General features: G+C 69.8%; 11 protein-coding genes. 6 read left to right on the top strand and 5 right to left on the bottom strand.

Features of this window, described 5'->3' with window-relative positions:
• Positions 1–52 precede the first annotated feature (52 nt).
• Positions 53–1162: an alanine dehydrogenase gene (gene ald, locus BBA86_RS08675; RefSeq protein ID WP_065571200.1), complete on the top strand. Its 1110-nt coding sequence runs from the start codon at positions 53–55 to the stop codon at positions 1160–1162.
• On the opposite strand, the gene BBA86_RS08670 is transcribed toward ald, so the two are convergent.
• The gene (locus BBA86_RS08670; RefSeq protein ID WP_065571199.1) at positions 1135–2247 is read right to left on the bottom strand and encodes an acyltransferase family protein; all 1113 of its coding nucleotides are present in this window, start codon (positions 2245–2247) and stop codon (positions 1135–1137) included. The two genes, ald and BBA86_RS08670, sit on opposite strands and share 28 nt — an antisense overlap.
• Positions 2248–2389: 142 nt before the next feature.
• Here BBA86_RS08670 and BBA86_RS08665 point away from each other — a divergent pair, with 142 nt between their 5' ends.
• Together BBA86_RS08665 and BBA86_RS08660 are read left to right on the top strand one after the other, a co-directional pair.
• Positions 2390–3586 (top strand): LLM class flavin-dependent oxidoreductase, encoded by a 1197-nt coding sequence (locus BBA86_RS08665; protein WP_141677900.1) that lies wholly within the window; start codon positions 2390–2392, stop codon positions 3584–3586.
• Complete coding sequence (locus BBA86_RS08660) at positions 3583–4227, top strand: FMN reductase (protein ID WP_065571197.1); 645 nt, start codon at positions 3583–3585, stop codon at positions 4225–4227. The genes BBA86_RS08665 and BBA86_RS08660 overlap by 4 nt, the downstream gene beginning before the upstream one ends.
• A 4-nt stretch (positions 4228–4231) precedes the next feature.
• Here the strand turns inward: BBA86_RS08660 and BBA86_RS08655 are convergent, their stop codons facing one another.
• The gene (locus tag BBA86_RS08655; protein WP_065572234.1) at positions 4232–4828 is read right to left on the bottom strand and encodes a DedA family protein; all 597 of its coding nucleotides are present in this window, start codon (positions 4826–4828) and stop codon (positions 4232–4234) included.
• Between the two features lie 190 nt (positions 4829–5018).
• On the opposite strand from BBA86_RS08655, the gene BBA86_RS08650 reads away from it, so the two are divergent.
• On the top strand, positions 5019–6935 hold the full coding sequence (locus tag BBA86_RS08650) for a GDSL-type esterase/lipase family protein (protein ID WP_223247055.1): 1917 nt from the start codon (positions 5019–5021) through the stop codon (positions 6933–6935).
• A gap of 7 nt (positions 6936–6942) precedes the next feature.
• On the opposite strand, the gene BBA86_RS08645 is transcribed toward BBA86_RS08650, so the two are convergent.
• Together BBA86_RS08645 and BBA86_RS08640 are read right to left on the bottom strand one after the other, a co-directional pair.
• The gene (locus BBA86_RS08645) at positions 6943–7623 is read right to left on the bottom strand and encodes a response regulator (protein WP_065571195.1); all 681 of its coding nucleotides are present in this window, start codon (positions 7621–7623) and stop codon (positions 6943–6945) included.
• Positions 7620–8885, bottom strand: coding sequence for an ATP-binding protein (locus BBA86_RS08640; RefSeq protein WP_065571194.1), 1266 nt, complete (start codon positions 8883–8885; stop codon positions 7620–7622). The genes BBA86_RS08645 and BBA86_RS08640 overlap by 4 nt, the downstream gene beginning before the upstream one ends.
• A 125-nt stretch (positions 8886–9010) precedes the next feature.
• On the opposite strand from BBA86_RS08640, the gene BBA86_RS08635 reads away from it, so the two are divergent.
• Positions 9011–10450, top strand: coding sequence for a cation:dicarboxylate symporter family transporter (locus BBA86_RS08635; RefSeq protein ID WP_065572233.1), 1440 nt, complete (start codon positions 9011–9013; stop codon positions 10448–10450).
• Positions 10451–10513: 63 nt separating this feature from the next.
• Here the strand turns inward: BBA86_RS08635 and BBA86_RS08630 are convergent, their stop codons facing one another.
• Positions 10514–10696: a DUF5302 domain-containing protein gene (locus tag BBA86_RS08630; RefSeq protein ID WP_065571193.1), complete on the bottom strand. Its 183-nt coding sequence runs from the start codon at positions 10694–10696 to the stop codon at positions 10514–10516.
• A gap of 295 nt (positions 10697–10991) precedes the next feature.
• Between BBA86_RS08630 and BBA86_RS08625 the strand changes: the two genes are divergently transcribed.
• Positions 10992–13256 carry a polyribonucleotide nucleotidyltransferase gene (locus tag BBA86_RS08625; protein ID WP_065571192.1) on the top strand — a complete coding sequence of 755 codons (2265 nt, stop codon included), beginning with the start codon at positions 10992–10994 and terminating at the stop codon, positions 13254–13256.
• Positions 13257–13448 lie beyond the last annotated feature (192 nt).

Here is a 13448-nt window from a genome sequence, read left to right as displayed (position 1 = left end):
GATGTTCTGCAGGATGTTTCGCACATCACTCGCTGACGAGGAGCGTGACGCCATGCGTATCGGCATCCCTACGGAAATCAAGAACAACGAGAATCGCGTGGCCATCACCCCCGCAGGTGTCGATGCGCTCGTCGCGCGCGGTCACGACGTGCTCGTGCAGTCCGGCGCGGGCGCCGGGTCGCGCATCGCGGATGAGGCTTTCGCCGCGGCCGGAGCCGTCATCACTCCCGACGCGGAGTCGACATGGGGGCAGGCGGAACTGGTCATGAAGGTGAAGGAGCCGATCGCCGCGGAGTACCCCCACCTGCGCGACGACCTCACCCTGTTCGCGTACCTCCACCTGGCGGCGGATCGGCCGCTGACCGACGCCCTCGTCGCCGCGGGGACCACCGCCGTCGCGTACGAGACCGTGCAGACCGCCGATCGCGCACTGCCGCTCCTGTCGCCGATGAGCGAGGTCGCGGGCCGAATCTCGATCACGGTCGGTGCGCACACCCTCATGAGCGCGGCCGGCGGCCGTGGCACGCTCCTCGGCGGCGTGGCCGGGACGCCGAAGGCGAAGGTCGTCGTCATCGGCGGCGGCGTCGCCGGCGAGCACGCGGCGGCCAATGCGCTCGGCATGGGAGCCGACGTCACCGTCCTGGACGTGTCGCTGCCGCGTCTGCGCGAACTGGAGAAGCGCTACGCGGGCCTCCACACCCGCGCCTCCACCCGCTTCGAGGTCGCCGAGCAGGTGGCATCCGCCGATCTCGTCATCGGATCGGTGCTCATCCCGGGAGCGGCGGCGCCCAAGCTCGTGACGCTCGACATGGTCGCGGGGATGAAGGCGGGCGCGGTCCTGGTGGACATCGCGATCGACCAAGGCGGGTGCTTCGAAGGATCCAAGCCCACGACCCACGACGACCCGACGTTCGCGGTCCACGACGCGGTGTACTACTGCGTCGCGAACATGCCCGGGGCGGTTCCCGCGACGTCGACGCGCGCGCTGACGAACGCGACCCTCCCCTACGTCACGGCGCTCGCCGACCGCGGATGGGATGCTGCGGCCGCGGCCGATCCCGCGCTCGCGAAGGGGCTCAACGTCCGCGCCGGTCGCGTGACCAACGAGGGTGTCGCCGCGGCCTTCGGGCTGGCTTACGACCCCGCCGTCGTCGGGGCCTGAGGGCGCTTCGACCCGGTCGGGTCGGTACGTGTGTCGCCGGGACCGACCAGGTCGGGATCGGCGAAGAGCCATCGCGGGCGCGGTTCGATGAGTGGACGGAAGACACGGCGAATCGGTTTCGAGGCGAGCAGCACGGTGATCGCGGCCGACAGGACGGCGACGAGGGGGAGCCACAGCCACGTCGGGTCGAGTCCGCGGAGGATCCCGGACTCGCGAAACGGGTACAGCGCGAACGAGTGCAGGAGGTACACGTACATCGTGTAGCGGCCGATGGCCGTCCAGCGGTACTCCCGGCGGGGCACGAGGAGGAAGAAGGCCACGCTCAGCACGAGCGCGACGGCCAGGAGGAGCAGGCGGATGCCGCCTGCCCACCATTGCGTCCCGCCGAGGTCCGCGTAGTCCTCTTCGTAGAACAGCCATCGCCCGAGGTGCATGGCCTTCAGTTCGTCGACGAAGAGCCATGCGCAGACGCCCGCCGCGATGAGGGCGATCCCGGCGGCGATCCGGAGCGACGTGCGGCGCCGTTCCAGGATGCCGTGCCGCTCCAGGCACCGGTGCTGGTGCAGCCACCAGCCGAGGGTGAAGAAGGGCAGCAGGCCGAGCGTCCGCGACAAGGACAGCGTGGAGTCGACGTTCGGGAGGTACCCCACCGAGATCGAGGCGATGAGGGTCCAGAGCAGCGGCATCCGGAGGAGCGCGAGGTAGGGGAGTACGAGCCGGAAGATCGCGAGGGCGAGCAGGAACCAGAGGGTCCACGACGGCTGCGTGAGGTTGGGGTTGGTGCGTCCCTCGACGAGGAGCTTCGTCAGAGTCCAGAGCCCGTCGAAGACGACGTAGGGGAGGACGATGTCGGTGAGGATGCGGACCATCCGACGCCGGTTCGGCGGGTCGGACCTCGAGAAGTACCCGGAGATCAGCGCGAAGGCCGGCATGTGGAACGCGTAGATCAGGTAGTAGAGGCTCTGCGCGATGTCGGAATCGTAGGTCAGACGTTGAATCGCGTGACCGAGGACGACCAGGAGGATGCAGGCGGCCCGGGCGTTGTCCCAGATGGGCACGCGGCGGGTGCGGCCGGGGGTGCTCATCCGGGTCAGCGTACCTGCGGGAATAACGTGGACGCTGAGACGTTGACTCCGGTATATTCACTTGCATGAATCGGACGCGAACCGTCCGGGAATCGAGAGAGACATCGTGAGCGACACCAACAGCACCGCCAGCTGGCCCGGGGTGCAGTTCGGCATCTTCACCGTCACCGACATCACGCAGGACCCGACCACGGGTCGCACGCCCAGCGAGCGTGAGCGCATCTCGGCGACCGTCGAGATCGCCAAGCACGCCGAAGAAGTCGGCCTCGACGTGTTCGCGATCGGCGAGCACCACAATCCGCCGTTCTGGTCGTCCTCGCCGACGACGACGCTGGCGTACATCGCCGCGCAGACCGAGCGCCTGATCCTCTCGACCTCCACGACGCTCATCACCACGAACGACCCGGTGAAGATCGCCGAGGACTACGCGATGCTGCAGCACCTTTCGGGCGGCCGCATGGACCTCATGCTGGGCCGCGGCAACACCGGCCCGGTCTACCCCTGGTTCGGCAAGGACATCCGTCAGGGCGTGCCGCTCGCGATCGAGAACTACGCTCTGCTGCACAAGCTGTGGCGCGAGGACGTCGTCGACTTCGAGGGCAAGTTCCGCACGCCGCTGCAGGGCTTCACCTCCACACCGCGTCCGCTCGACGGGGTGGCCCCGTTCGTCTGGCACGGCTCGATCCGCACGCCCGAGATCGCCGAGCAGGCGGCCTATTACGGTGACGGCTTCTTCGCCAACAACATCTTCTGGCCCGCCGAGCACTACCAGCGCCTCATCGGCCTGTACCGCCAGCGCTGGGAGCACTACGGTCACGGAACCCCCGAGACGGCGATCGTCGGCATCGGCGGTCAGGCGTTCATGGCGAAGAACTCACAGGATGCCGTCGCCCAGTTCCGCCCGTACTTCGACAACGCCCCCGTCTACGGCCACGGTCCGTCGATGGAGGACTTCTCCGAGATGACGCCGCTCACCGTCGGCTCGCCGCAGCAGGTCATCGACCGCTACGCCGGTATGCGCGATCTGTTCGGCGACTTCCAGCGGCAGCTGTTCCTGGTCGACCACGCGGGGCTCCCGCTGAAGATGGTGCTCGAGCAGCTCGACTTCCTCGGTGGTGAGGTCGTCCCCGTCCTCCGCAAGGAGCTCGCAGAGAATCGCCCGGCATCCGTCCCGGACGCGCCCACGCACGCGGCGCGGGTGGCCGCGACCTACGGAGACGGGCCGGCCCGCGAGGCGCGTCCCCGCGCGAACCGCGGCGACAACCTGTCGGGTCCGAGCCCGTACCAGGACACCCCGACGCCCGTGGGTGCCGCGTTCGGTCTGGGCGGTGCACGATGACCGCCCGGCGCATCGCCGTCGTCTCGGCGGGGCTGTCCAACCCCTCGTCGACGCGCATGCTGGCCGACAAGCTCGCGGCCGCCGTTCTGGCGGACCTGCGCGAGCGGGGGGTGGAGGCATCCGTCGACACCTTCGAGCTCCGCGAGTACGCGCACGACATCACGAACAACCTGCTGACGGGCTTCGCTCCGCCCGCCCTCGAGACCATGATCAACACGGTGGTCTCGGCGGATGCGCTGATCGTCGTGACCCCGATCTTCTCGACGAGCTATTCGGGGCTGTTCAAGTCGTTCATCGACGTGCTCGACCCCGATGCGCTCCAGGGCAAGCCCGTGCTGATCGGGGCGAATGCAGGCACCGCGCGGCACTCGCTCGCCATCGACTACGCGATCCGACCGCTGTTCGCCTACCTGCACGCCGAGGCCGTTTCGACAGGCGTGTTCGCCGCATCGTCGGACTGGGGCGCCCGTGCGGACGACGTGTCGCCCCTGTCGGCGCGGATCGACCGCGGCGCCCGGGAACTCGCGGATGCCGTCACTCGGCGCCCGGCGGAGGAAACGCTCGACCCCTTCGACCCCGAGTCCTACCTCGGCAAGGGCGGCTCGTTCGGCCACCTGCTGGGCGGGCTGACGGGCGAATAGTCGATCACCGCATGCGGCGGCCCGCCAGTCGGGCCGCCGCCATGTCGATCACGAGCCCGAGGGTGATCGCGACGACGACGGAGGCGATCACCGCCACCGCCGGATTCCCCGGCAGGAGGGTGCCGATCGCGGCGCCTATGACGGCTTGGTAGACGGCCCACGCGGTCGCCGCGACGGCGACCGCCGCGAAGTAGCGACCGGGCGGGACCCGGGTGGCCCCGGCCGTGAGGTTGACCGCGAGCCGTGCGAACGGGATGAACCGGGCCGTGAAGACGACCGTCGCCGTGCCCCGCGCGAGACGGGTGCCGGCCCACGCGAACGTCGCACGCACGCGGGGATGCCGCATCCACCGCCACCGATCCACCCCCGCAACCCTGCCCACGCCGTAGCAGAGGGCGTCGCCGCAGAACGCGGCCACGGCTGCGACGGCGACGACAGCCGCGAGCGGGGGCGTTCCCGTGGCGGCGGCCAGTGCCCCCGTGGCGGTCACCGCCACCTCCCCGGGAACGACGACGAGGACAGCGTCGGCGAAGACGAGGGCGAACAGTGCGGGGAGCGCCCACGGGCTCGAGGCCAGGCTCGTCAGGAGGTCGCCGATCACACCCTCTGCGTACCAGCGGCACATGAACGCCGCGCGAACGGGGAACCGTCGCGGAACGCGCCGGTGACCCGCAGGGGAGAGGTGCATGAACAGTCCGCGATCGGAGTGTCTGAGCCGTCGTCGGATGCGCGTACACGGGCACCCTGGTCGTGTGAGAGTCGCGGTCGTCACCGAGTCATTCCTCCCGCACATGAACGGGGTCACCGGATCCGTCCTCCAGATCCGGGAGCACCTCCAGTGTCGCGGGCACGACGTGTTCGTCGTCGCTCCCGGGGTACGGAACCACGACCTCGGGATGCCGGGGCGCACCGTCGCGTCCGTCCCCCTCCCGAAGTACCCCGCCGTCCGCCTCGCCGTTCCGCCGTCTGCCTCGATCGCGCGGGACCTGGCGCGCTTCGGCGCCGACGTCGTCCACCTCGCGTCGCCTTTCCTCCTCGGGTGGCAGGGCGTCATCGCCGCCGAGTCGCAGCGTCTGCCGAGCGTCGCCGTCTATCAGACCGACGTCATCGCCTACGCGGGACGATACGGCGTGCCCCAAGCCGCCGCCCTCGCAGAGGCGCAGGTGCGAAGACTCCATCGTCGGGCCACTCTCACGCTCGCCCCGTCCGCGGCGGCGCGGGCCCAACTCGCGGCGCTCGGCGTCGATCGCGTCGGGCTGTGGGGACGAGGTGTCGACGGGCAGCGCTTCTCTCCGGAGCGGCGCGACGACGCGTGGCGCGCCCGCATCGCCCCTGGAGAGGTGATCGTCGGATACGTCGGCCGGCTCGCGCCCGAGAAGCAGGTCGAGGATCTCGTCGCCCTGCGGGGGACCCCCGGCATCCGCCTCGTCATCGTCGGTGACGGTCCTGCCCGGCCGGCGCTCGAACAGCTCCTCCCGGACGCGGTCTTCCTGGGGCACCTCGAGGGGGATGCGCTGGCGACGGCGCTCGCGTCCTTCGACGTCTTCGTCCACCCCGGTGAGAGCGAGACGTTCGGGCAGACCATCCAGGAGGCGCAGGCCAGCGGCATCCCTGTCGTCGCGACCGGTGTCGGCGGGCCGGTCGATCTCGTTCGCAGCAGTGTGGACGGGTGGCTGTACCGACCCGGCGACGCCGACGACCTTCGCGCGCGCGTCGCCGACCTCGCCGGCGACGATGCGAAGCGCCGTGCGTTCGCCCATGCCGCGAGGACCGCCGTCGCGGGCCGCACCTGGGACGCGCTCGCCGAGCGACTGCTGGAGCACTACGACCGGGCGGCCGTCCTTCACCGACGGGATGCCGGGCGCCGCGTCGTCGCGTGGCCTCGGCCCGACACGGTGGTCACCTCCGCGCCCGCGCGTCGATGGTCGCGGTACGTCGCCCTCGGCGACTCCATCACCGAGGGGCTGTGCGACACCTCCCGAATGCCGGCCGGCGCGTTCCGCGGCTGGGCGGACCGATTGGCGCACCTGCTCGCGTTGAGCGGCGGGGGGACCCGGCCGTTCCGCTACGCGAACCTCGCCGTCCGCAGCCGTCGGGTCTCCCACCTCGTGGACGAGCAGCTCCCGCGCTGCCTCGAGATGCGCCCGGACCTCGTGTCGGTCCTGATCGGCGCCAACGACCTCGTGCGGCCCCTGTGCGATCCGCTGTCGCTCGCGGCGACGGTGGAGGATGCCGTGACGCGGCTCCAGAGCACGGGGGCTGATGTCCTGCTGGCCACGATCTTCCTCCCCGACCGCGCGGCGGCCCGCGTCTTCACGCGGCGCTTCGCGATCTACAACGCCCGGCTGCGGGATGTCGCCACCCGGACGGGCGCGATCCTCCTCGACCTCGCGGCGGAGTCGGATCTCGCGAAGACCGACCTGTGGGCCGACGACAAGGTCCACCTGCGGTCCCGTGGTCATCGCTACGTCGCGTATCGCGCGGCAGAGGCGCTCGGTGTGCCGCATGCCGACGCCCTCGCGGACCTCGACGAGGCCTTCCACGTCGACGAGGATCCGCCGTCTCCCGGCACGTGGCTGCGCCGCGACGCGCTCCCGTGGGTGTGGCGCCGCCTGCGCGGCCGCACGGCAGGGGACGGACGATCCGCGAAGCTGCCCGACTACGTCCTCGTCGGACGGCCCGCGGGTCGTGCGGACGTCCGCCGGTAGCAGGCGGTCAGCGCACCCAGCGGTACTCCGCCTCAGGGCGGCCGGGAGTCCCGTAGCGCTGCGCACGCTCGGCGCGCCCCGCCTCGGCGAGGTGTTCGAGGTAGCGTCGCGCGGCGACCCGCGACATCCCGAGGCTGTCGGCGGCCTCTCTCGCGGATGCGGGTCCGGACCGCAGGAGCGCGCTCACCCTGTCCAGCGTCTCTGCGGACAGCCCCTTCGGAAGGGTGGGGGTCGGTGAGGTGCGGAGGGCGCCCACCATCGCATCGATCTCGGCCTGGGTCGCTGTCCCCGCCGCGAGCGAAAGTCGCTCGCGGAACCGCAGGTACTGCATCATCCGGTCGCGGAAGTCGCTGAAGGTGAACGGTTTCACGAGGTACTGCGCGGCGCCGAGGGCGATCACCTGACGGACGACCTCGGAATCCCGAACCGAGGTGATGGCGATCACGTCGACGGTGCCGGTGCGCGCCCGCAGGTGGCGGAGGACGTCGAGTCCGGAGCCGTCGGGCATCGTCATGTCGAGGAGGACCAGATCGATCTCGCCCGCCCCGGGGCTGCCCAGGAGCGCGGAGACGGCGGCGCGCGCGCCCGTGCACTCCGCGACGACCTCGAAGCCGTCGAGCCGCTCGACGTAGCCGCGGTGCAGTTCGAGGGTCAGAGCGTCGTCGTCGACGATCATGACGCCGATCATGCGTCACCCCGGGGGAGGATCACGCGGAAGGTCGTCGGGTCGGAATGCAGGGAGATCGTGCCCTCGGCCTCGTCGACGATCGCGCGGACGAGGGCGAGCCCGACGCCTCTTCCGGCCTTGCCTGCGGGCTTCGTCGAGAACCCGTGCTCGAAGATGCGGTCCGCGACGTCCGCGGGGATCCCGGTTCCACTGTCGGCGACCTCCAGAGCGAGTTCGTCCTCGGTGGTCCGTGTCATCTGGACGTCGACCCAGCGCGGCGGAGGACCTGATGCCGCGGCATCCAGAGCGTTGTCGATGAGGTTCCCGACGACGGACACCGCGTCGACGGGGGACAGGACCGAGCGCGGAGCATCGGCGTCGATGCGGGCGCGCCATTCCACGCCGCGCTCGGCCGCCTGGGACGCCTTGCCGAGCAGGAGCGCTCCGACGGTCGGATCGCCCTCACGGCGTGCGGCCACCTGGTCGACGAGGAGCTGACTCTGCCGCGCGTCCTCCGAGAGGATGTCGATGGCCTCGGTCGTGCGGCCGAGTTCGAGGAGCGCGATGGCGGTGTGGAGGCGATTGCCGTGCTCGTGGGTCTGCGCCCTGAGGGCGTCGCCGAGGGTCCGCATCGATTCGTAGGACGAGACGGCGTCGCGGACGGCCCCGGCGGGCAGGTCCCCCGCGACCCGCCGTGTCACCCGGCGGGCGTAGACCGCGCCCGCGAGCCCCGCCGCCGCCAGGAGGACGGCGATGGCGACGGCGACGAGGATGCGCGGGCCGAGGGCTTCGGTGATCGAGCCGATCGTGACGCCGACCGATACCCGTCCGACGACCGCGCCCCCGGACAGGACGGGCACGATCGTGCGGACCGACGGCCCGAGGGTGCCGGTGAACTCCTCCGTGAGCGATGCCGTCCCGGGCGGGATCGTCCCGATGTAGGCCTCACCGATGCGCGCCGGGTCCGGGTGGGTGATGCGGATGCCGGCCGGGTCCATGATCGTGACGAAATCGACGTCGGCATCCGCCGTGACCGCCTGGATCTCGGGCTGCAGGAGGCGCGTCGCGGCGGCGCGGTCTCCGCGCGCGAGGGCATCGGCGACCCCGGTGCTGTCGGCGATCGTCTCGGCGACGGCACGGGTGACGCGCTCCGCCTCGGCCCGGGCGGCACGCTGCCCCTCCCAGAGGAGGATGCCCGCGATCGCCAGAGACAGGACGACGACTGCCGCCGCGACGGCCAGGAACACGCGGGATGCCGCGCTCGCGGCGACGGAACGGGCCACATCGCCTCCTCTCGCCGGTCTGCGACCAATACGACCACAACTGCCCGGTCGCGTGCACACCCGGCACGCTGATCCTCGTCGACATGGCCGTCGACTCCGACAACGACTGTCACCCAGGAGAGATCATGGCCCTCACATCCTCGTTCCGGCTTCCCGGATACAACCCGCGCCGTGGCAAGCAGGCGTGGGACAAGCACACGTGGCTCTACGTCTCGGTGATCATCGCCGTGGTCCTCGGCTGCGTCGTCGGCCTGGTCTGGCCGGCTTTCGGCGAGTCCCTCGAGCCGGTCGGCAAGGCGTTCGTCAACCTGATCAAGATGATGATCGCGCCGATCATCTTCTGCACGATCGTCGTGGGCGTCGGATCCATCGCGAAGGCGGCGACCGTCGGCCGCATCGGCGGTCTCGCCCTGCTGTACTTCATGGCCATGTCGACCTTCGCGCTCGCGATCGGTCTCGTGGTGGGCAACATCATCCACCCGGGTGAGGGCTTGAACATGCAGAACGCCCAGTACGACGCGGGCGATGCGAGTGAGGCGAAGACCACGACCGAGTTCATCCTCGGCATCATCCCGACGACGTTCTTCTCGGCCTTCACCGGCGAGAGCGTGCTGCAGGTCCTCTTCATCGCACTGCTGGTCGGGTTCGCCCTCCAGAAGATGGGCGCGAAGGCCGAGCCCATCATGGACGCGGTCAAGAACCTCCAGGCGCTCGTCTTCCGCATCCTCGGCATGATCCTCTGGCTCGCTCCGGTCGGCGCCTTCGGAGCCATCGCCGCCGTCGTCGGCAAGACCGGGTTCGCGGCGATCGTGAGCCTCGGCATCCTGATGATCGCGTTCTACATCACGTGCATCGTGTTCATCGTCGGCGTGCTCGGCACGATCCTCTACGCCGTCGCGCGGGTCAACATCTTCCAGGTCATGAAGTACCTCGGCCGCGAGTACCTCCTCATCGTCGGTACGTCCTCGAGCGAGTCTGCCCTGCCGCGCCTGATCGCGAAGATGGAGCACCTCGGCGTCTCGAAGCCGGTCGTCGGCATCACGGTGCCCACCGGGTACTCGTTCAACCTCGACGGCACGGCGATCTACCTGACGATGGCCTCGCTGTTCATCGCCACCGGTCTCGGCGCCCCGATGTCGATCCCCGAGCAGATCGGCCTCCTCGTCTTCATGATCATCGCCTCCAAGGGCGCCGCGGGTGTGACGGGAGCGGGACTCGCGACCCTCGCGGGCGGGCTGCAGGCCTACCGCCCCGACCTGGTCGACGGCGTCGGTGTCATCGTCGGCATCGACCGGTTCATGTCCGAAGGACGCGCGCTGACGAACTTCACCGGCAACGCCGTCGCCACCCTCCTCATCGGCACGTGGACGAAGCAGATCGACCGCGAGCAGGTCGCGGCGGTCCTCGCCGGGCGGCGTCCGTTCGACGAGGCGACCCTGACGGCCCACGGCGTCTCGGATGACACCGGTGCGGTCGACACCTCGGGGCTGCACGACGCCGCGCTCGCCGAGGCGGAGGCCAAGGAGGAACGGGCCCGCGCGCGACGCGCCGAACTCGGCAGCTGACACGCGACGCTCACGACGAAGGCCCGGAAGCCGCTCGGCATCCGGGCCTTCGTCATGTCGTGATCAGCCGCTCTTGCGTCGGAACTCGCGCTTGGTGACGGCGCCGTGCGTACCGTGGACGGAGGAGTCTCCGTCGAGGTGCGCCTCGCCCTTCCGGCTCTGCGAGTTCTTCTTCTCGAGCGCCTCGCGGAACTTCCGCTTCATGTCATCGGATGCCGCGTCCGCGGTCTTCTCGTCGTCGCTCATCCCGCCACGATACGCACCGAAGGGGGTGCGCTGATAGGCTGGCTCGGGTTGCCCGCGGTTCTGTTCGCGGCATCCGCTCAACTTCACAGTGAGCTCATGGAGCAGGCCCGGCAGGAAGCTGGTCCCCTGTGGTGGATTCCCATCCCGTTCTGGCGGATGGTGGTCTTCGACTGGTGGCCAGCGCAGGCGGACTTCGCGGATATCTCCGCGCGCCCATATCTGCCTGTTCCTGCTCCTTCGCACGATCTCGTGCGCGAAACGCGCGTGCGAGTCTAAACAAAGAAGGAGAGACCTCTTGGAAGGTCCAGAAATCACCGCCGCCGAAGCCGTTCTCGACAACGGCCGTTTCGGCACCCGCACGGTCCGGTTCGAAACCGGACGACTGGCACAGCAGGCGCAGGGCGCCGTTGCCGCTTACCTCGACGAAGAAACCATGCTGCTGTCGGCGACCAGCGCCGGCAAGCACCCGCGTGAGGGCTTCGACTTCTTCCCGCTGACCGTCGACGTCGAAGAGCGCTCGTACGCCGCGGGCAAGATCCCCGGTTCGTTCTTCCGCCGCGAGGGACGCCCCTCCACCGAGGCGATCCTCGTCTGCCGCCTCATCGACCGGCCGCTGCGCCCGTCGTTCGTCGACGGCCTCCGCAACGAGGTCCAGATCGTCGTCACGGTCCTCTCGATCGCTCCCGGCGAGTACTACGACGCGCTCGCGATCAACGCGGCCTCCGCGTCGACGCAGATCTCCGGCCTGCCGTTCTCGGGCCCGATCGCCGGTGTGCGCCTCGCGCTCATCCCCGGTCACGGCGAGCACGCGGACCAGTGGGTCGCGTTCCCGAACCAGGCTCAGGTCGAGGAGGCCGTCTTCGACCTCATGGTCGCCGGTCGTGTCCTCCCCGACGGCGACGTCGCGATCATGATGGTCGAGGCCGAGGCCACCGAGAACAGCTGGAACCTCATCAAGGGCGGCGCCGTCAAGCCGAGCGAAGAGATCGTCGCCGGTGGCCTCGAGGCCGCCAAGCCGTTCCTCAAGCAGCTCGTCGAGGCGCAGGCTCAGATGGCCGCGTCCTCGTCGCGGGAGCCCGGCGTCTACCCGGTGTTCGCGCCGTACAGCTCCGAGGTCTACGACTTCGTCGCCGGCCGCGCGTACGACGACCTGGTGAACGTCTACCAGATCGCCGACAAGCAGGAGCGCCAGGCCGCTGACGACAAGGTCAAGGACCGCGTCAAGGCCGAGCTCATCGCCGCCGTCGAGGCCGAGCAGCTCCCCGCGGGGGCGCCGATCGAGTTCTCGGCCGCCTACAAGTCGGTCACGAAGATCGTCGTTCGCGGCCGCATCCTCTCCGAGGGTGTCCGCATGGACGGTCGTGGCCTCGCCGACATCCGTCCGCTCGACGCCGAGGTGCAGGTCATCCCGCGCGTCCACGGTTCGGCGGTCTTCCAGCGCGGCGAGACTCAGATCATGGGCGTCACCACGCTGAACATGCTCAAGATGGAGCAGCAGATCGACTCGCTGTCGCCCACGACGAGCAAGCGCTACATGCACCACTACAACTTCCCGCCCTACTCGACCGGTGAGACCGGTCGTGTCGGCAGCCCGAAGCGTCGCGAGATCGGGCACGGCTTCCTCGCCGAGCGCGCCCTCGTGCCGGTGCTGCCCAGCCGCGAGGAGTTCCCGTACGCGATCCGTCAGGTCTCCGAGGCGCTGAGCTCGAACGGCTCGACCTCGATGGGCTCGGTCTGCGCGTCGACCCTCTCCCTGCTGAACGCGGGTGTGCCGCTGCGCGCCCCCGTCGCCGGCATCGCGATGGGTCTCGTCTCCGACGAGGTCGACGGTCAGACGCGCTACGCCGCGCTGACCGACATCCTCGGCGCCGAAGATGCCCTCGGCGACATGGACTTCAAGGTCGCTGGAACGAGCGAGTTCATCACGGCCATCCAGCTCGACACGAAGCTCGACGGCATCCCGTCGTCGGTGCTCGCCGCCGCGCTGACCCAGGCCAAGGAGGCTCGCCTCACGATCCTGAACGTCCTGAACTCGGCGATCGACGCGCCCGACGAGATGGCGCCCACCGCGCCCCGCGTCATCAGCGTCCAGATCCCGGTCGACAAGATCGGCGAGCTGATCGGCCCGAAGGGCAAGACGATCAACGCGATCCAGGACGAGACCGGTGCTCAGATCTCGATCGAGGACGACGGCACCGTGTACATCGGCGCCGTCGACGGCCCGTCGGCAGAGGCGGCCCGCGCGCAGGTCAACGCGATCGCCAACCCGACCAACCCCGAGGTCGGCGAGCAGTTCCTGGGCACGGTCGTCAAGATCGCGACCTTCGGTGCATTCGTCTCGCTCCTCCCCGGCAAGGACGGTCTGCTGCACGTCAGCGAGGTCCGCAAGCTCGCCGGCGGCAAGCGCGTCGAGAACGTCGAGGACGTGCTCGGTGTCGGCCAGAAGATCCTCGTGCGCATCACGAAGATCGATGACCGCGGAAAGCTCTCGCTCGAGCCCGTCGTCGAGGAGTCGGCTACGGCCGGCGACGCGCCGGCAGAGGCGCCCGCCGAGGCCTGAGCCACGCTCTGACGAACGCCCGTCCTCTTCGGAGGGCGGGCGTTCGCCGTGTGCGGGAACGTCGCCTCGCGCGGTGTGATCGAACCGTTATGGAAACGTCACCCGCTGCGCTGCGTGCGTCCGCGTCGCGTCCGAGGGCTGTTCTACCCTCGAAGTGAGCGCATCAGAGGGTGCGTGGACACGCGTACCCTC

Source organism: Microbacterium oleivorans (assembly GCF_001691565.1).
Classification (GTDB): domain Bacteria; phylum Actinomycetota; class Actinomycetes; order Actinomycetales; family Microbacteriaceae; genus Microbacterium; species Microbacterium oleivorans_B.
The sequence above is the reverse complement of the archived record's forward strand: the minus strand, read 5'-3'. Positions and strand labels throughout refer to the sequence as shown.